The sequence below is a fragment of the Vibrio sp. VB16 genome, assembly GCF_015594925.2.
Classification (GTDB): domain Bacteria; phylum Pseudomonadota; class Gammaproteobacteria; order Enterobacterales; family Vibrionaceae; genus Vibrio.
Genome location: NZ_CP087590.1, coordinates 2557345 through 2576155, shown reverse-complemented (window position 1 = coordinate 2576155; position 18811 = coordinate 2557345). Strand labels below are relative to the sequence as shown.

The 18811-nt window shown below is 43.0% G+C and carries 13 protein-coding genes; 8 read left to right on the top strand and 5 right to left on the bottom strand.

Annotation, left to right across the window (positions count from 1 at the left end; all coding sequences use genetic code 11):
- Nucleotides 1-26: 26 nt before the first annotated feature.
- Complete coding sequence (locus IUZ65_RS11630; protein WP_195703885.1) at nucleotides 27-842, bottom strand: DUF2989 domain-containing protein; 816 nt, start codon at nucleotides 840-842, stop codon at nucleotides 27-29.
- 109 nt (nucleotides 843-951) lie between these two features.
- Between IUZ65_RS11630 and IUZ65_RS11625 the strand changes: the two genes are divergently transcribed.
- Entirely contained in the window at nucleotides 952-1233 is a 282-nt protein-coding gene (locus IUZ65_RS11625; RefSeq protein WP_195703884.1) for a YeaC family protein, read from the top strand.
- A 127-nt stretch (nucleotides 1234-1360) separates the two neighbouring features.
- Here the strand turns inward: IUZ65_RS11625 and ansA are convergent, their stop codons facing one another.
- Together ansA and sppA are read right to left on the bottom strand one after the other, a co-directional pair.
- Nucleotides 1361-2383: an asparaginase gene (gene ansA / locus IUZ65_RS11620; RefSeq protein ID WP_443083740.1), complete on the bottom strand. Its 1023-nt coding sequence runs from the start codon at nucleotides 2381-2383 to the stop codon at nucleotides 1361-1363.
- A gap of 112 nt (nucleotides 2384-2495) precedes the next feature.
- On the bottom strand, nucleotides 2496-4352 hold the full coding sequence (gene sppA, locus IUZ65_RS11615; protein WP_195703882.1) for a signal peptide peptidase SppA: 1857 nt from the start codon (nucleotides 4350-4352) through the stop codon (nucleotides 2496-2498).
- Between the two features lie 221 nt (nucleotides 4353-4573).
- Between sppA and IUZ65_RS11610 the strand changes: the two genes are divergently transcribed.
- A complete protein-coding gene (locus IUZ65_RS11610) occupies nucleotides 4574-6577 on the top strand; it encodes an NADPH-dependent 2,4-dienoyl-CoA reductase (protein ID WP_195703881.1) in 2004 nt (667 codons plus the stop codon).
- Nucleotides 6578-6677: 100 nt separating this feature from the next.
- Nucleotides 6678-7226 (top strand): NAD(P)H nitroreductase, encoded by a 549-nt coding sequence (locus tag IUZ65_RS11605; RefSeq protein WP_195703880.1) that lies wholly within the window; start codon nucleotides 6678-6680, stop codon nucleotides 7224-7226.
- A gap of 123 nt (nucleotides 7227-7349) precedes the next feature.
- Here IUZ65_RS11605 and IUZ65_RS11600 read toward each other — a convergent pair whose 3' ends face one another.
- Nucleotides 7350-7862 carry a glycine cleavage system protein R gene (locus IUZ65_RS11600; RefSeq protein WP_195703879.1) on the bottom strand — a complete coding sequence of 171 codons (513 nt, stop codon included), beginning with the start codon at nucleotides 7860-7862 and terminating at the stop codon, nucleotides 7350-7352.
- A 302-nt stretch (nucleotides 7863-8164) separates the two neighbouring features.
- On the opposite strand from IUZ65_RS11600, the gene IUZ65_RS11595 reads away from it, so the two are divergent.
- Nucleotides 8165-10096 carry a DNA topoisomerase III gene (locus tag IUZ65_RS11595; protein WP_195703878.1) on the top strand — a complete coding sequence of 644 codons (1932 nt, stop codon included), beginning with the start codon at nucleotides 8165-8167 and terminating at the stop codon, nucleotides 10094-10096.
- 105 nt (nucleotides 10097-10201) lie between these two features.
- Here the strand turns inward: IUZ65_RS11595 and IUZ65_RS11590 are convergent, their stop codons facing one another.
- On the bottom strand, nucleotides 10202-15703 hold the full coding sequence (locus IUZ65_RS11590; protein WP_195703877.1) for a hypothetical protein: 5502 nt from the start codon (nucleotides 15701-15703) through the stop codon (nucleotides 10202-10204).
- Between the two features lie 270 nt (nucleotides 15704-15973).
- Here IUZ65_RS11590 and IUZ65_RS11585 point away from each other — a divergent pair, with 270 nt between their 5' ends.
- The 4 genes from IUZ65_RS11585 (at nucleotide 15974) to IUZ65_RS11570 (ending at nucleotide 18742) form a co-directional block, all read left to right on the top strand.
- A complete protein-coding gene (locus tag IUZ65_RS11585; RefSeq protein WP_195703876.1) occupies nucleotides 15974-16735 on the top strand; it encodes a helix-turn-helix transcriptional regulator in 762 nt (253 codons plus the stop codon).
- Nucleotides 16736-16825: 90 nt separating this feature from the next.
- Nucleotides 16826-17116 carry a hypothetical protein gene (locus IUZ65_RS11580; protein WP_195703875.1) on the top strand — a complete coding sequence of 97 codons (291 nt, stop codon included), beginning with the start codon at nucleotides 16826-16828 and terminating at the stop codon, nucleotides 17114-17116.
- Between the two features lie 191 nt (nucleotides 17117-17307).
- Nucleotides 17308-17901 (top strand): LysE family translocator, encoded by a 594-nt coding sequence (locus tag IUZ65_RS11575; RefSeq protein WP_195703874.1) that lies wholly within the window; start codon nucleotides 17308-17310, stop codon nucleotides 17899-17901.
- 19 nt (nucleotides 17902-17920) lie between these two features.
- A complete protein-coding gene (locus IUZ65_RS11570; RefSeq protein WP_195703873.1) occupies nucleotides 17921-18742 on the top strand; it encodes a helix-turn-helix domain-containing protein in 822 nt (273 codons plus the stop codon).
- Nucleotides 18743-18811: the final 69 nt, after the last annotated feature.

Genomic DNA, 18811 nt, shown 5'->3' with positions numbered 1-18811 from the left:
TAATTCGCTTGAACGACGAAGGTTTTCTATTTTACTTTAGTTATCAATGAGGTTTTGTAATTATTGTTCTTAATTGCATCGACTATGTCATCTGCAATTGTTTCGAGTTGCTCTTTTTGCTCTGGAGAGAAACTATAAAGGACGCTGAGATCTCTTTCTGACGCTACCGGCACACCGAACTCTTTGCTGACTAGAACCCACGCATAAGCGCGTTCTGGTCTTTTTAGCGCATGATTAACGCTTGCCAACGCCTCTAGAATACCTATGTTAAGATTGTCTTCATCGCTTAGTTTCAAGGCGTTATTGAGTAGCTTGACCGTTTTTTCTTGATCGCGAGTTATATAGTAAGTCGCCAACGCGTATTGCAGTTCTGCTGTATTAAGTTGACCACTTTTTTCTAGCTTTAAAAACTGACGTATGGCGCTATTCTGCCCTTGAGTCCATAAGAAATAGAGCGTTTCTGGTGTGTCGTGTGTTGATAATTCGGTGATTAACCGTTTCTCTTCATCGATAGTATGTAGGAGGGCATTAAAGCGTATCTCTTTTCTATTTTTTATTTTGGTGGGTTCAATTTGTGCCGCGAGTTCTAGGCACTTATGATACGCCTTTACATAATGAAATTCTTTTATCAAATTACTATCAGTAGGAGATTCCATGACCTCTTTACGATGCCAAATTAGATCAGTTCTGGCGACTCGACATTGCCCATCCTCCATGTTGAGTTGATCGCAGCGAAGCGCCGGATTGTTCTCACACAGTTTATTGGTGTTCATTCTGCCTTCGAAGCAGCCGAATAAAACAAGACAAGAAGAAAGCAATACGATGTTTTTTTGTATATTCATATTTAATGCTTGTGATCAATTACTACTATTCAGCCATTGATGATTGACTATCTATGAAGCGTAGCTAACTTGATGTCTTGTATAAAGTCAAGAAAAGGAAACCAATGCTGTGAATACGGAAGAGTTGATAAACGCGATAACACCTGAAGCGTATGAAAGATTGCAGTATGCAGTTGAAACAGGTAAGTGGCCAGAAGGTGGAGTGTTGACTCAGGAACAGAGAGATTCCTGCATGCAGGCTGTGATGCTGTATCAAGCGAAATACAATACCAATCCAGAACATATGTCCGTTGGGGCCGACGGCGAAATAAAATTCAAATCAAAGGCCGAATTTAAAAAAGATTTTTCGGTTGGAGAAGATGATATTGTTCGGGTTAACGTGAACGATTGATTTGTATTTATTCTCATGCATACGTGAATCGCTCAGGTCCCCACTTTCGTGGGGATGACGGGTAAATATGGGATAGCGAGTGATTTTAGGGATGAGGCACAAGGTGTTGAGATGATGAATTAGATGCTTAAAGTGACATCTCATCTCTTAGTACTTTTTGCATTTCACTTTTTATTTCTTCATAGCTTAGATTTTGGCTAAGAAGATAATGCAGTTTTGCTAAGGCCGCCTCAGGGGTCATATCATAACCGCTAATCACGCCTGATTCGGCAAGGGCACAGCCCGTTGCATAGCCACCCATGTTGACCTTTCCTGCCAAACACTGAGTCAGGTTGACGACAATGACACCTCTATCTGATGCCTCTCTTAAATGGGCTAAAAGCTCTGGGTTTTGAGGTGCATTCCCTACACCGAAAGTGAGTAATATCATCGCATTAACAGGCTGTCTTAGCGTGTTTCGGATCACCTCATGAGAAATGCCGGGATACATTGTGATAACACCTATTGGTTGTGGTGTAATTTGATGCACCTTAAAGTCCCCGTCTGGTTTTAAATCGACAGTGACGCCATTACGTACATGGATATTGATTCCCGCTTCTAGAAGAGCTGGCAGGTTAGGTGACGTGAATGCACTAAAGCCATCGGCGTGCGTTTTAGTACTTCTGTTGCCACGCATCAACTGATTATTGAAAAAGAGCGTGACCTCATTTATTGGATAATTAGCGGCAATATGCAAAGCATTTAGTAGGTTAGCCTGACCATCAGAGCGAAGTTCTGATAGCGGGATCTGTGAACCAGTGACAATAACGGGTTTCGCCAAGTTTTCGAACATAAATGAGAGTGCAGAGGCGGTAAACGCCATCGTATCGGTACCGTGCAGAATAACGAAACCGTCATACTTGTCGTAATTTTTCTTAATGTCGTCCGCAATAAACTGCCAATCCTTAGGGGACATATCAGATGAATCGATTAAAGGCTCGTACTCGTTGATAGTATAATTTGGCATCTCTTCACGATGAAACTCAGGCATACCAGCCAGTTGCTTTTCCATAAAACCTGCGATTGGAATATAGCCGTGTTCGGATTTTTGCATTCCTATTGTGCCGCCTGTATAGGCGATATAGATATGTTTTTTCATAGCGGTCTTCATTTCTCGATAGGAGTGATGGCGGATTATATGCTTAAGTGTGGTAAAAAAAAATAGGTGCACAAGGCACCTACCTATTCTAATCGCATTTTCTTTTAAGAAGCCTTGAGTAAGGCTATTTTACTTCGCACGTTAAACAGAGTGAATAGACGCCCTTTGGATCGTTCAAGGTGCTGAGTAATTCAGTGTCTGCTATCAATTGTTTAGAGATCGGTTGTAGCGCCTCAGGCAATAAGGTTGATATATCAATCCCTAAAGAGGCATTTAGATTCTCGGATATTTGCTGCAAAAGTTGCTCTGTGGTGGAAAGCGGTTCTTCTACCCAATAGAGATTGTACTCTTCAACATTTGCTAGCTCGGCTGCGACCTTGACCGCCTCATCAAAATCACCCATCTGATCAACTAAGCCAGCGTTCATCGCATCAAAGCCGGTCCATACACGCCCTTGAGCAATCTTATCCACGTTTTCTACTGACATGTCACGACTCTGGCCTACTAGGCCAATAAACCGTTGGTAGCCATTCTCAATGCCTAACTGGAAAGCCTCGCCAGCCTTGTCTGGAATGCCACGGGTAATCCCTATACCAGAAAACGGGGTCGTTCCCACTCCGTCACTGTAGACGCCCAACTTGTTGAGGCCTTTTTCGAATGTGGTGATAACGCTAAAAATACCAATAGAGCCGGTTAACGTAGTCGGCTGCGCAATAATCTTATCCGCCCCCATCGAGATCCAGTACCCGCCAGAAGCGGCCATACTCGACATTGATACGACGACGGGCTTACCTGCTGCTTTTATTGCTTCCACTTCGTTACGGATAACCTCAGAAGCGAATGCACTGCCGCCTGGGCTGTCCACTCGTAGTACGACCGCTTTTACGTTGTCATCATTTCTGGCTTCTCGTAGTAATGCTGAGGCCGTATCACCACCAACAGTACCACGAGGTTGCTCTCCATCCATTATCGTGCCGCTTGCTACGATAATCGCTATATCATTAGAACTATGTTGGTATTCTGGTGTGACAGTGTTGCGATATTCGTAGTAACCGATAGCGTTGTAGCTGTCTTTGCCTTTGGCACCAAATGCCTCTGCCATTGCTTGGCGGATTTCTTGTCTAGTGGCGAGTTCATCGACCAATCCAAGTTGTTGGCTAAGCCTTGCTAAATCACCGTTAACCGCTTTAAGGTTCACCAGAAATTCATCCATGGAAGGATTTACTGAGTTAGCGTCTATATTTCGGTTTGAGGTAACATCATCAATATAGGCGGCCCACAATTGCGTTAACCAAGCGGAAGCCGATTCTTTTGCATCATCTGACATATTATCGCGGATAAAAGGTTCTATCGCTGATTTGTACGTCCCGACTCTGAATACATGGGTGTTGATATCCAAATTTTCTAACAGAGTCTTGTAATAGAGAGGATAAGTGCCATAACCGCTAAGCATCACCGCGCCATCAGGTGCCATGTATATCTTGTCGGCATAACTCGCGAGATAGTATTGGCTTTGATTATAAAAACTACTGATAGCGTAAACGGGTTTGCCAGACTCTTTAAAGGTATTGATCGCTTTGGCGATATAACGAAGCTTGGTTAAACTGGTTTCTGGTAGGTCTCTTAGGCTAATGATTAAACCTGATACCTTCTCATCATCGGCCGCGTATCGAATAGTATCGACGATATCGAAAAGTATGTTCTCTTTTGGTAGCTCTTGACCAAACAGAGAGCCAGTGACGGAATCCATCGGATTAATGTATCGCCTCTGTTCTACGATCGGCCCAGCAAGATTAAGAACAAGTGCAGATGTTTCTTTGACTTGTGGTGGTTCAATTACTTGGCTTGTTTGGGTATAACCCAGATAGACTAATCCAATAATAATAAAGAAAAACAGATTAAAGATAGCAAGGCGAATGAAGTTGATGATTTTCCAAGCCCATTTTAATGTGCCACCGATAAATTTAAATATTTTTTTCATGCCTTCCCCACAAATGCGATAAGCAGATGCATATAAAGAGTTAAGTTGAGTGAGTTAATCCTACGTCATAATCACAAAAAATACATCTTACATTGATCAATGTTGCACAAATGTAAACAGTTGTTTGATTTTTGATCGTAGAGTGAATATTCTAGTCTGACCATAATTAAAACAGTGCGCAGCATCCGTTGACGCATCTATGAAGCAGAAGTGAAACGATTATGTATCCAAAATTATTAGAGCCTCTCGACTTAGGATTTACTCAACTAAAAAACCGAGTATTAATGGGTTCCATGCACACCGGCCTTGAAGAGCACAAAGAAGGGCTGGGTAGATTAGCTGCGTTCTATGAAGAGCGAGCGAAAGGTGGTGTTGGACTGATAGTTACGGGTGGTTTTTCACCCAATTTTCGCGGCCGACTGCATCCATTAAGCGCGGAATTTAGTAAACCTAAGCATGCCAAAGCGCACCAAATAGTGACGGAAGCGGTACATAAACAGGGTGGAAAAATTGCCCTGCAAATACTGCATGCTGGGCGATATGCCATGCATCCACTTGCGCAAAGCGCATCAGGAATGAAGGCACCGATATCCAAATTCGCACCGAGCGAGATGAACGAACGCCAGATTAAAAAGACGATAGAAGCCTTTGCAAATAGTGCATCGTTGGCTCAACTAGCGGGCTATGATGGTGTTGAAGTGATGGGATCGGAAGGCTATCTGATCAATCAATTTATTTGTAAGCGCACCAACATGCGATACGACGAATGGGGTGGCAATTATAGAAAACGGATGCGCTTTCCTTTAGAGATAGTCAAAGCGATTCGCAAAGTGGTTGGTGAAGATTTCATTATTATATTCCGATTATCTATGTTGGATTTAGTCGAAGAAGGCAGCACGTTTGATGACGTTATTATGTTGGCGAAAGCGTTAGAAGATGCTGGTGTGACGATTATCAATAGTGGAATAGGGTGGCATGAAGCCCGAATTCCTACCATCGCGACTCAGGTCCCAAGAGCGGCATTTACGTGGGTAACGGAAAAGCTTAAACCTCACCTTAAGGTACCAGTGGTCACTTGCAATCGCATCAATACGCCTGAGGATGCTGAAAGAGTGCTAGAAGCTGGGCATGCCGATATGGTTTCTATGGCTCGTCCTTTTTTAGCCGATCCAGAGTTTGTGGTAAAAGCTGAACAAGAAAAATCGCATTTAATTAATACCTGCATCGGTTGTAATCAAGCCTGCTTGGACAGCATATTTCAAGGAAAAAGAGCAAGTTGCTTGGTGAATCCAATCGCTTGTTATGAGACCGAAATCCAGATTCAACCTGCCAAGATAGTTAAAAAAGTGGCCGTTGTTGGTGCAGGTCCAGCGGGGCTCTCTGCTGCCACAATTGCTGCGGAACGTGGACATCACGTTGATCTTTATGAAAAAAGTGATCGTATTGGTGGGCAGTTTCGATTAGCGATGCAGATACCAGGTAAAGAAGAATTTAGAGAAACGATTCGCTATTTCGCGAACCGCATCGACGAAACAGGTGTGAACCTAAAACTTAGCTCTGAAGTGAAGTTTGATGATTTGTCTGGGTATGATGATGTCATTATGGCATCAGGTGTGGCACCGAGAATACCAGAGATCAAAGGCATCGATAACCAAGATAAAGTCATTGATTATCAAACATTGATACGAGAAAAAACACCAGTAGGTGACAAGGTAGCGATTGTTGGTGCTGGTGGTATTGGTATTGATGTGGCCACTATGTTGACTGAACCAAAAGGCAATGACCTCAATGATTGGTTACATGACTGGGGAATCGATACCGACTTGAGTCATCCGGGTGGGTTGTATCCGCATCCAGAGCCGATCAGCGATATGACCGTCTGGGTCTTACAGCGACGGAAGAGTCGCGTAGGCAAAGGGCCGGGTAAAACAACGGGTTGGATCCATAAACGCACACTCGAAAAAAGAGGGGTAAACCTGATGGGTGGTGTGGGCTATGAGAGTATCGATGACAAAGGGCTAACGATTGATAACCGCGGCAAGATAGAGCTTTTAGAAGCGGACAAAATCGTTATTTGTGCTGGCCAAGAGTCCGTTCGACCATTTGAAAATAAGTGGCCTGAACTGAAAGGAAAGCTGCATGTTATCGGGGGAGCGGACAAAGCCGGCGAGTTGGATGCGGTTCGGGCGATACGCCAAGGTTTAGAGGTGGCGTTAAAAATCTAAACCAAAGTATTGATTCAAATGTGAATAAAGTGTAATAGTATTAATAACTATTCTCATTAACTGTTCTCGCCAAAAAGAACAGAAAGCATAAGAGGCATGTATGGATGCATTGGAGTTATTATTAAATCGTCGTTCAATTGCTAAGTTATCTGAACCGGCTCCAGGTGGTGCAGTACTGGAGAATATAATAAAAGCAGGATTACGAGCTCCAGACCATGGCGGATTAACCCCATGGCGTTTCGTCATTTCTCAAGGGGAAGGGCTGAAAAAACTGGCTGATATTCTGGTCAGTGCTGCGAATGCGGAGAAGAGCGAGCAGGGGGTTGTAGACAAACTGGCGAAAGCACCATTTCGCGCACCTATGGTCATAACGGTCATCGCAAAGGTGACCGAACACAATAAAGTCCCCGCATTCGAACAGCATTTGTCGGCTGGTTGTGCGGCTCAGTCGATGCAGATGGCGGCAGTAGCACAAGGGTTTCAAGGTTTTTGGCGCTCAGGTACCTGGATGTTTCATCCCGTTGTTCGTGAGGCTTTTGGTTTAGAAACGAACGATGAAATAGTTGGTTTTCTCTATCTAGGGACATCAGGTTGTGCGCCGATGAAAGTACCTGAACGAGATCTGACAAAATTTGTTGAGTACTTGTAGAGAGACGATTTTGATTGAGGCATACGTACCACTATTTAAATTAGTAATGATATCCAAATTGTGACATTTGCATCGCGTTATATTGGCCTAGATTCAATATAGCGCGATGCAACGTTTCGCTACTTAAACAGGTGACGATTCATCAATATCAACCGTTAGATCATCGGCAAGCATTTCAAGCTTCTGTTGAACAAAACTGAGCTCGATATCGTCTGGCAGCGATAACTGAAAATGGGCAAGAAAAATAGGGTAGCCCCAGTTTGGCGCACTTTGTGTGTGGGTTTTGAGTTTGTGGATGTTGATTCCCAACTGGTTTAGTTGAGCGGTCACTTCTTTGACTATACCGGGGCGGTCATTAACGGTGACGGTAAGGTAATGGAGTACTGGCGATGATAATGCCTGACTTTTTTCTTCAACGATATGGATCTGGAGCTCTTCAATTTGATCTAATGCCTGTCTTAACGCCTTGATGTGTTGTTCGTCTATTTCGATTTGTAGAATACCCGCGAATTGACCTGCCAATTTACTTAATCGGCTACTTAGCCAGTTACCATTGTTTTGGTATACCGAATCGGAAAGTAGTTCAACCAGACCAGGACGATCTTTACCAATAACAGTGATGATGAGATGCTTCATAATGGATTTCCTTTTTCGCGGTAAGTAAGCAGCAACTTTAACTATTTTACAAGGCTTTATCTCATTATTGAGGCATGTTTTGGTTCTGTCCAATTGTGTTTTAAAAAATGACTGGTTTTTCTTTATTTGGGGACACGAGATAGGCCGCCGATGAAAGTACCAGAACGCGATCGGATAAAATTGGTAGAGTACTTGTAGAAGTTGAGCGAATAAAGCTGTATAAATTAACAGTATTCCTTGCATTGTAAGGGCTAGATTCGCTAATCTAGCCCTTCTTAGATTTTTGTGGTGGATTAAAATTAATGGCACGTCTTTTTATTGCTGAAAAACCGAGCTTAGGTCGAGCAATAGCGGCTGGTTTACCCAACCCACAAAAAAAAGATCAAGGGTATATCCGTTGTGGAAATGGCGATATTGTGACGTGGTGTATCGGGCACCTGCTTGAACAAGTTGAACCCGATGCTTATGACGATAGATATAAAAAATGGAACCTAGCCGACTTACCCATTGTTCCACAACAATGGCAACTTAGACCAAGAAAAACAGCCAGCAAACAGCTTGCGGTTATTAGGAAGTTGCTTAAAGAAGCGGGTCAAATTATTCATGCAGGTGACCCCGATAGAGAAGGGCAGTTACTGGTTGACGAGGTTATTGATTATCTTAAGGTCAGCGCAAGCCGAAAAGCCTCGATAGAACGGTTATTGATTAATGATCTAAACCTGCCCGCCGTTAAACGCGCGTTAAGCCAAATGCGCAGCAATAAAGAGTTTATCCCGCTGTCTGTTTCCGCTCTGGCACGCTCGCGTGCGGACTGGTTGTACGGCATGAATATGTCTCGCGCTTATACTCTGCTTGGTCAAAAAGCGGGGTATCAGGGTGTATTATCGGTAGGGCGGGTTCAAACACCGGTTTTAGGGTTGGTTGTCCGCCGAGATGAAGAGATAGAAAACTTTGTGGCTAAAGACTATTTTACTTTGCACGCTCTGATTCCTTACCAAGACGGCCAGTTCAGCATAGACATACGAGCGCGTTGGAAGCCCAGCGAATCATGCCAACCTTGGCAAGATGAAGAAGGGCGAGTATTAAATCGAAAATTGGTCGAAAATGTGGCGAATCGAATTGCGAATCAACCCGCTGTCGTTTCTGAGTCGGAACAAAAACAGACCAAGCAATCGGCACCGTTGCCTTATTCATTGTCAGCCTTGCAGATTGATGCCTCCAAACGGTACGGTATGAGTGCTCAGGATGTATTAAATACCTGCCAGTCTTTGTATGAAAAGCACAAACTCATTACCTACCCACGCTCTGATAGTCGTTATCTTCCAAACGAACATTTTGCTCAAGCTTCGACAGTCGTAGCGGCGGTCGCAAACAACGCGAAGGAATTGGCAGGTGCCGTTAGTGGTGCGGATCTTTCTATCCGCTCAAAGGCATGGAATGACAAAAAAGTAGAAGCGCACCACGCGATTATCCCTACTCCGAAAAAAACCGCCATTAATGGTTTGTCTGGCCATGAAATGAAGATATACCAACAGATTGCTCGGCAGTATTTGATGCAGTTTTATCCCTCTGCGATTTACGCTGAAGCGAAGTTGGTTTTTGATATTGCGGGTGGTTGTTTTATTGCCAAAGGTCGCAAACTGATCGAGCCAGGTTGGAAGGTGCTTATTGGCAAAGACAATCAAGACGAGTCGGGCTTTGACACGGTTCCTCCGCTTAAAAAAGGCACTCAATTGATCTGCCGAGAAGGGGAAATAAAAGAGAAGAAAACCGAACCGCCGAAACATTTTTCAGAGGCAACACTGTTACAAGCGATGACTGGAATAGGACGTTTTGTTGAAGACAAAGAGCTGAAAAAAATCTTGAAAGAGACCGACGGCTTAGGTACCGAAGCAACACGAGCAGGAATTTTAGACACGTTGTTTAGACGAAAATTGCTGATTCGTCAGGGAAAATCCATTCTGAGTAGCCAAGCTGGACGAGGGCTGATACATGCGTTGCCGAATGAGTCGACGTATCCTGATATGACGGCACATTGGGAACACCAACTGCAAGGCATGGCAGAAAGAAACCAAGCCTATCAACCCTTTATGCAAGGGCTTGAGCAAAAACTGACATTACTGATGGAGGGGGTAAAAACCAACCCAGTTCCCAGTTCTCTGCAAGGTTTGCCTCAAGTAGAAAGAGCAACAGGTCGTCGTAAGCCTAAGTTTACTCGTAAAAAAAACCGCTGAGAAATTTTGAAGCAACACATACATTATGGGTGATTCAAACTCAGCGGTTTACTTTTTTTACATACAGACTGCACTAATAACATTAGTTATTTAGTGGAACCGGTATTACTCTCTAATTAAAATGAAACTCGAAATTTCGCCTTCGTCTGGATTTGGAGCGGGATTCGTCCACTCTGACTCTTGCCAGAATACTTTGACCGAATAATTGTTGTTGTCAGTTTCAATTAATGCCCACTTTCCAGAAGCCGTGTCGGTTAAATCATTTAGTACAATTGAAACGAGTCCATTATCAACTTGCCAGCTAAATGGGAATGATCCGTCTTCATCATCGACAAAGGCACCATTCATCGTATCGGAAAATTGAATTTTTTCGTCAGGAAAAACAGCGGTTGTTCCATTTACAGTTTCTAGCTCATTGATTGTCCACGTTGTGACACTTGTTAGTATAGTGCTTGTGAACGCTCCTGTTTGTTCCGTTGCTGTTAGTCCACAAGCCGTAACTGAGGCATCAAAATCGGTGACGGTAGCAAATGGAGAGGGTTGTTCGAAGGTGTCATCCCAATCAGTATTGCCGTTGTCACACTCGGATACTGCAGAGCGGTAACTAACATCGGTTAGTTCTCTTAGTTCAGATTCGTTAGAATCCTCCCCCCAGTAGTAGGCGTATGTCAACGTGTTATCGTCACGCGATAACAGAACCATTTGATCAAAATCGACGGTGCCATCGCTACTAGACTGTGTTAATACACTTAAACCATCGATGTTTTCCAAACGCCATTTTCTATCCTTATATTCGTCACCTTTAACATAGGTAAGGGTGCCGTCTGAATGATAATAATAACTGCGCTCTTCGTCGTTATCGTTCACTTTATGTGTCACTAAATCAAGGATGTCAACTTGTGAGAGAACAGTGGAGGTTGAATCGGTACACTGTAAATAGTTATTTACTCTATCTACAAACGTTTGCGTATTCCATGTCTCAGTACTTAATTCAAAACCACATGAGATAGAGACCTGAGCTAAAATATCAACCTTAGCCGTTGCATTGTAGATAACCATACCATCATCTATGGAGCCTTCAGGTTCGAATTCTCCAGCATACACACGACCATCATAGACTGAAAACAGTCTGTGTTGATCTTCAATATCGGCCGTCCAAATCCCTGGAGTCACCGAATTGAATTGGTTTATCATCACTTCCGTAATTGTGTAGGTCAGGATATCTTCGGAATTTATTGTCTCTCTGGTCCATAAACCGACGCCAATCTTTGTCACCTGATCAGTGCTCTGTTCAAATGAATAGTAATTGGCTTCCCCACCGTCAACAAACTCCACAAAGAGATTGTAGTCCATGCTTGTTGCTCTCAGGATATTTGCCGAACTTACACCACTGATATTCAGAGCTCCAGCAGACGTACTACTAATTATTTCGTTCAATGTTGATGTTGTATTATTATCACCCGCGTGACCGACTGAAGGTTGCATTACCCAAGGACTATTCTCCCATAGGTAGTAGATGTCGCTGTTGGCTGTCATTTCTAAATCAATGCGTTTTGCACCATTTGCAAATACAGCATTATCGTCAATGAAATTCTCCCAAGCTGGCGTGTTGCTAGAGATGACTTCACCTTCGAGATCAGTAATGGTTCCAGAGACCGAATAACTATAGGTATTATCGCTTCCCGGATGAGCAGTAAGCACATCGCCACTCATATCAAAGCGATACCCTTGTGGGACAATCCAACCTGAAGAACTGAGTTGCCTATCCATATCGAAATTAAGCGAAAGATCGGTAAGCACTTGATTCTCTAGTACCCTCTGGACTGACGTCAAACTAACCGTATCACTACCAACCCCATCAAATACGATGGTTTCAAGTAGGAGTGCGTTAAAGTCATCATCCCAGAATGAGTAAAGGGTTCCTTCATCCTTGATCAACTGAATCACTTCAGCATCTGCGGCGGCAACTGTAGGGGGTGTCGTTGTGAATTCCTGACCAATGATTTCGGACTCTGTTTCGTCACCGATGCCAGACGTGTAGAAAGCCAAAATACTAAAACGATTGTCCTCCGTATCTATTAAGGCGAGGTAGGTTTCATCATTATCTGTATCGGTTATATGTATGATTCCTTCTGCATTAATCATCCAATTGAAAGCTACCGTATAGCCATTGCTTTCCATATAAGTACCGCTGCCACCGGTATTAAAGGTGTAGCCGTTATACTCCGTTGCACTTTCCCTTGTATAGATAGTTAGATTTTCAACGGTACTTTGATTAAATGCACTATATCCACAGTTGGTTGCCGCTGGAGCGAAATCAGCATAGTTATCCGCATTGCTGCCAGTTGATGCAATGTCTTCGTTTGTACAAACGTTAAATACATCATTATTGATACTATCGAGTTGAGCTTGCGCTAACGATTCATCCAAGAAGAACTGCCCAAGATTGCTGGTCCAACTAAAGTTACTTAAGTTGAGTTCAATATCGTTGATCGTCACTTCTTCTCTTGTATAGGCGTCGTACCAGTCCCATACATTGTTTGTATCAATGGGTTTTGCAACGAAGAGATGACTGTTGGTGTTGTACACTAGCCAACCATCTTTAAGACCATTGTCAGTCAAGGTGACAGGCAGTTTGGTGTATTCACCCGTTGTCAGCTCACTATTGTTCGTTACCAAATACCATTGGACCGGTTGGTTAAGCGCGTCATATCGGAAGGATCTATTTGGGTTGATTGCGATATTGGATAGGCCAACAATATCACCCGTCGTGATGTCATTAATGTCGGTGCCACCGGAACGGAACGTCTCTATATTGCTTGCTAGGTTGCCAATGCTTTGGCTTTCCCACTCACTAAATACATAAGATAACCAAATGCCGTTATCCTGCTTGATATGCACAGTATAGTTTTGGCCGATGCTCTCAGAGGGTGCAGTGAAGTCGTAATTATCTAAGTGATAATGAGCCCATGTTGCGGCTTCGTTGAACTCGGTGTCATGGACGTCAGTTTTTGTTGCACTCCATTCACTAAACAGATAACCATCAGTATGTGTACCATCCACGAGTTTTATGTTTGGACTATTGATAGGCTGTTCGTCAAGCACATAGCGATAACCGTGATAGCTGTTTTCACCAGTGTTAAAGTCGACCGTTGCCGTCTCTTTGTACCAATGGGAAGTTAGGTTGTCTGTATTACCCGGGTTGAAGTTATAGTCGGCATACTCTTCTACGATGCCGTCGTTAGGGGTTGCCCAGACTGGACGTTCATAAGTGAACGTATAGGCGGTATCTGAATCAAGTACAAAGGTAAGCAACTCGTTGTTAGTGTCATCCGCTTGCCAGTCTTCTTGTTTAGAATAAGCCAACAGTTTGTCTTCGTCGTCAACCGTTCGTACGCCGGAATACATGAAATTAACGATGTGCGTATTGGTATCTTGATAGTCAAAACCAGAGACATCAAATTGGTCGTAGCTTATTGTCGTTTGGGAACCTAACCCTGTTACTGAGTAGGTTACGGTGACGTTATGAATAGTATCAATACCAGACAGGTCAACAGGGTGTAACATGCTTGAGAAGTCGGTTGAATTATAGTTACGACCTTCGCCATTGCTGACGTCTTCAGCAGAACCATCGGCTTCATCAATATAACGCCAGTATGTTTCACCGTTAGCTTGTTTGTCACCAATCTCAAATAACTTACCTTCAAATTGAGTGTCGCCGTCTAGGTTATAATCGAAACTATAATGCGTCACCCGTGAGAAGGTATCGGTATCTGGTTTGGTGTCGATAATTTCAACGGTATCGATAGTACCGTAGGTTATCGTACCAACACGGTAGACGATATTGGTGGTGGTCTTAATTGTGTCGTCAAGGAACTGTTCGGTGAGAACATGGCTACTTGCATCGACTATCTGTACTGAGATTGTGAGATCATCCACATAAGGTGTGGTATAGGTAGAAGCAACATCCACATCGGCGACCGCTTTTGTCGGGTCGTTGACATACGCATCATCAGTTTCATCGCCGTAACCATCACCATCGGCATCAGACCAATTGTTAATGTCAGATGGGAATTTGTCCGCTAAGTTGTCGCCATACGAATCGCCATCGGCGTCAACCCACTCGTCGGTATTTCCTAAGAAGGCATCATTCGTTTCGTCACCATAGCCATCACCATCGGCATCAGACCAATTGTTAATGTCAGATGGAAACTTGTCCGCTAAGTTATCGCCATACGAATCGCCATCAGCGTCAACCCACTCGTTGGGATTATTTCGGAATTCATCAATGACAAAGTCAACGCCATCACCATCGAAATCACCTGCTTTGCTGGCGTCAGAAGGGAAAGCATCATCAATACTATCTATGCTGTCGCCGTCATGATCACCAGCTTTAGTGTTGTCTAATGGGTGTACGTCTACGAGATTGTTCGATCCATCACTTTCATCCAAATAACCGTCATTATCATCATCAGTATCAGCGTTATTACCGATGTAATCATTATCACTGTCTAACGATTCATGTTTATTTAGAGGGAACGCGTCTTCGATGTCATTGATACCGTCCCCATCATCATCTAGATCTGAGTTATCTCCGTAGCCGTCACCTTCGTTTACACCTATCGGGTTCTTGAGGTCGCCGTTCGCATCTCTGCCATCGCCATCGGTATCCACCCATTCGTCTGGGTCATTGGGGAAGGCATCTATAAAGTCAGGCACAGAGTCACTATCAGTGTCTGTATTGGAGTCTTGGGTGCCGTCGAATACTTCTTCTTCACTGCTAAAATCTTGTTCTTCACCGTCCGCCGTATTTTCTTGTACAGTCTCGATAGTGGATTTTATAAGGCTACTTGCCGCACTGTTTTTTGCCAAGAATGATGAATCGTTAGCGTTATCGTCAGGATCATCCAGTTTCGCTTCTTCCACTACGCCCGCTAATCCTTCTGGTTCTTCAGGTAGTATATTCGAATTGACAATATTTTCGGCGGCAAAGGCAACGTCGTTGTTCCCTTCACCGATAAAATCACCCAATACATCCTCTTTATCAATGCCTAATTGGTCAGCAACTTGGCTTTTTGCTTTTTCTTTCAGTGCTTCAACTTCCGCTGGAGTAAGTTCATCTCTACCTAAATCATTTTTTTCGTTTGCCATTTGTTGCTCAAGAATGACATGAACTAGTGTAGACAAAGGGGTAACGTCTGTCTCCCCAGCAGGAGCAGACATCATATAAGACGTGTTTACTGGGTTATTTTCGGGGTCATTAATATCAATACCAATATCAATCGTTTCACCCGCAATGGCCTGAACCACTATCGGGTAATCTTCATAATTTTCTATGCCGGACACATCAAGTTTCGCCACTCCCCCTCCACCAGAGCGAACGGAGGGTTCAGCATCGTCGAGTAGGTAGTTTGAATTTAGATCTAACCATACGTTAGCATTTTGAAGGTAGCCATCAATCGCCGTTACGTCATAGGTGGTGATGACTGACGGGGTGGTTGTAGACGGTGGAGTTGGTGATGTTGATGCTGAATCACTATCACCACATCCCATAAGTGCACTCGTACCAATAAGGCCCAGTGCGATAGACAACCTATTTCTTTTCATTACGACATCCCTTGTAGTGAAGTAATAGTTTTATTAGAGTTTTTGCATTACGTTAACTCACAGCTTTGCATAGGATTATTTTCTCTCCATCACCCGTTTGGGTGATGAAACTGAGAAAGATCTAATTAATATGAACTAGGTCAATTTTTGGACTGATATCACAGTATTTACTGCTATGGCATTCACATCGAAATAATCGATATTGGCTATAATCAAGGTGTCTCGAACGAGATTTGAAACACAACATTTAAGCGGCTAATGGAGAGAGAGATGACGTTATCGACAAGGATTCGCTCGCCGATAGTACAACATAATCGAATGTCAATTAATCTCGAAGAGCTGGAGGAAACACTTAAATCGGAACTGTTCAGTATTGGTTTTGAGCAGGCTGTATTGGTGATACTCGACCCGCAGCAAAACTACACTTATGAGCACAGCGTTGGATTTACCGAAAAGCAACTTGATACTTATTCCTCCCACCAGAAACATGATGTGTATTTATCTGCCTATTTGCTCAAGGAAGCGTTTGGTCAATGTGTGTATTTGCAAGATCTTGTTCCTGATAAACAGATCAAAGACGACGTATTTTGGGATGTCTTATTGCCTACAATGAAGATACGCCATTCAATGTGTGGTATTCATCTGCTACTTAACCACTATTCGTTGATATTGAGTTGCCACAGTTCAAGAAAGCCAACGGTTAAGCAGCAATTAGAAATAGAGAATTTATGGCAATACCTTACACACTGGACGAACAATTGGATCGCTAAGGTAGAGATGCAACAAAGAAAGGCGCGGTTCTCTAGTTGTCGCTTTGCTTTAGATAAAGGAATTCGACTGACGGCGTCAGAGATTGATGTGTTAGGGTATCTAGTTCAAGGTCTTGATGGTTCGGAAATTGCGATGAGAAGGTGCGTATCGAAGGAAACAGTAAGAAGCCAAATAAAGCAGTTACTGCATAAGACAAACAGTAAACATCAAAACCATCTTATTTCCCGGTATTATCGTGAAGAGATTAGTATTACTCGTTAAAAATTATGATATCTTATTGCTCGATAAAAACACCACCCTAGTAACGATCTTAGGGTTTCGGTTATTGGTTGAAACGGAATTAAGTAATTTATGTTGTTAGAACAATTAATTGAAATCATTGAATATACCGATACAGATCACTTCGCCGAAGCATTGAACCGCTTCAATGAAAATGGAATCATTTCTGGTTCAACGTTGCCTTTTCTAAACGTTGTTTTTGAAAAAGCAGACGTCCCCCTCTGCAATAAACTCAAAAGTATCGGGTTTATTGGACAGATAGAAGTGACGTCAGCGAAAACGAATCAAGATGAAACAGAGTATGCGATCTATGACTCTGCTCGCTTTAGCTCTACGGATGCCCAGAAATGGATAAATTGCTAGCGTTACGTGCACAATCTCCTCTCAATTTTATCAAGATAAATGTTCATTCTTAAACATGTTTATTAACGGCTTCAATTGAGTCGCGGTCTGTATGATTGAGCGGCTAGCGTCCTGAATTTGGTTAATCTGCAATATTGTTCAATAAAGGTTGAGGTTGTTTGTTTATCCTTATTAAAAAGAGGATAGTGAATTTGAATAACCTGATTTTTGCAATGGCGACATTTGCCTTTGTAGGTGCAGTAACACCGGGCCCAGTCAATGTAATAGCAACTAGTACAGCGGCCAGTTTCGGTTTGGAACGAGCGATGAAACACGTAGCCGGAGCCTCTCTTTCTTACGCGCTTGTTGTGTTTATATCCGGTAGCATCATGCATATCATGCTCGAATTATTACCAATGATTGCATCATCAATGCAGGTATTAGGCAGTCTGTTCTTACTCTACATGGCCTCTAAAATATATCTTTCACCAATAACCAATTTTGAATCGACGAACCAATCAAACGCTGGTTTTTGGACGGGTTTTATTGTTCAAGCGATGAACCCCAAAGCGTGGTTGGTCGCGATGTCTGGGGTAAGCTTGTATGTCATTGGACAAGATAACGAACAATTTAACCTAGCGGTATTCACACTTGTCTCTCTTATTATTTGTTTAATCGGCGTTGGCATTTGGGCTATGTTGGGTAGCATGCTGTCAGTGTTTTTAGCAAATCCAATTCAACAAAAAAGGTTTAACCGAATAATGGCTGGGCTACTTACAGGCTGTGTGGTAATAATATGGTTATAGGTGGCAGAAGAGAGTTCGTATGAAAAAAGACGTCAGTGCAAGCTTTAAACAAAGCACCTTGCTCAGTTGGATAGAGTTAAGGGAGGCAAAGGGAAGTCGTGCTTGCTACGAGTCACATTCACATCACGAGTTCTCATTTGGAATGGTGACCGAAGGGCGAGCAAAATACCACAATAGACAACATACCTATCAAATAGGTAAAGGTGACATCGTCACAATTAATCCGAATGAAGTACACTCTTGCAACCCTGAATCTGGACTATGGTCGTACAGCATGCTCTTTGCTAATGTTCGCGAGATGGGAGAAGCGCAACGAGACGTTTTGCAATGTGCGATTGGAAGTTATCTACCATTCGACAATGACTTAGAGCGAAATACGCAGATTCAGGCCACATTTAAAGCGCTGTTAGCCGCGGTTCGAAATGAGTATGACGTGTTGCATGCGCAGGTCTGTCTATATGAATTTATAGAAAGTTGCTGGCTGGATAAGATGCCACATTATGATGAATTGTCTGTTCCTGAACCGACTCTAAACCGTATAAAGGAGAAACTGTTTGACGAGATTAGTGACGTGCATCAGTTAGAAACGCTTGCCAGTGAAGCGGGTATGAGTCGGTATCAATTACTTAGAGCGTTTAAGAAACAATATGGCCTACCACCTCATGCGTATTTGATAGATGAGAAAATTAAGCGTTCAAAAACCATGCTTAAATCTGGGCAAGCTATCGCTGACATCGCATTACAATTGGGTTTTTCAGATCAAGCCCACTTCCAGAGACAATTTAAAAAGAAACTGGCAGTGACACCAAAATATTATCAGTCACATTTTGTGGGGAAATAAGCCCAATCAGGCCTGTTTTATAAAAGGCTGATCTACCATTTTGGGCTTATGATTATGTCGAGCGTTCTA

Bases quoted from the DNA above. Each gene is read 5' to 3' on its own strand.
- IUZ65_RS11630 (WP_195703885.1), bottom strand. From the start codon at position 842: ATGAATATACAAAAAAACATCGTATTGCTTTCTTCTTGTCTTGTTTTA.
- ansA (WP_443083740.1), bottom strand. From the start codon at position 2,383: ATGAAGACCGCTATGAAAAAACATATCTATATCGCCTATACAGGCGGC.
- sppA (WP_195703882.1), bottom strand. From the start codon at position 4,352: ATGAAAAAAATATTTAAATTTATCGGTGGCACATTAAAATGGGCTTGG.
- IUZ65_RS11610 (WP_195703881.1), top strand. From the start codon at position 4,574: ATGTATCCAAAATTATTAGAGCCTCTCGACTTAGGATTTACTCAACTA.
- IUZ65_RS11605 (WP_195703880.1), top strand. From the start codon at position 6,678: ATGGATGCATTGGAGTTATTATTAAATCGTCGTTCAATTGCTAAGTTA.
- IUZ65_RS11600 (WP_195703879.1), bottom strand. From the start codon at position 7,862: ATGAAGCATCTCATCATCACTGTTATTGGTAAAGATCGTCCTGGTCTG.
- IUZ65_RS11595 (WP_195703878.1), top strand. From the start codon at position 8,165: ATGGCACGTCTTTTTATTGCTGAAAAACCGAGCTTAGGTCGAGCAATA.
- IUZ65_RS11590 (WP_195703877.1), bottom strand. From the start codon at position 15,703: ATGAAAAGAAATAGGTTGTCTATCGCACTGGGCCTTATTGGTACGAGT.
- IUZ65_RS11585 (WP_195703876.1), top strand. From the start codon at position 15,974: ATGACGTTATCGACAAGGATTCGCTCGCCGATAGTACAACATAATCGA.
- IUZ65_RS11580 (WP_195703875.1), top strand. From the start codon at position 16,826: ATGTTGTTAGAACAATTAATTGAAATCATTGAATATACCGATACAGAT.
- IUZ65_RS11570 (WP_195703873.1), top strand. From the start codon at position 17,921: ATGAAAAAAGACGTCAGTGCAAGCTTTAAACAAAGCACCTTGCTCAGT.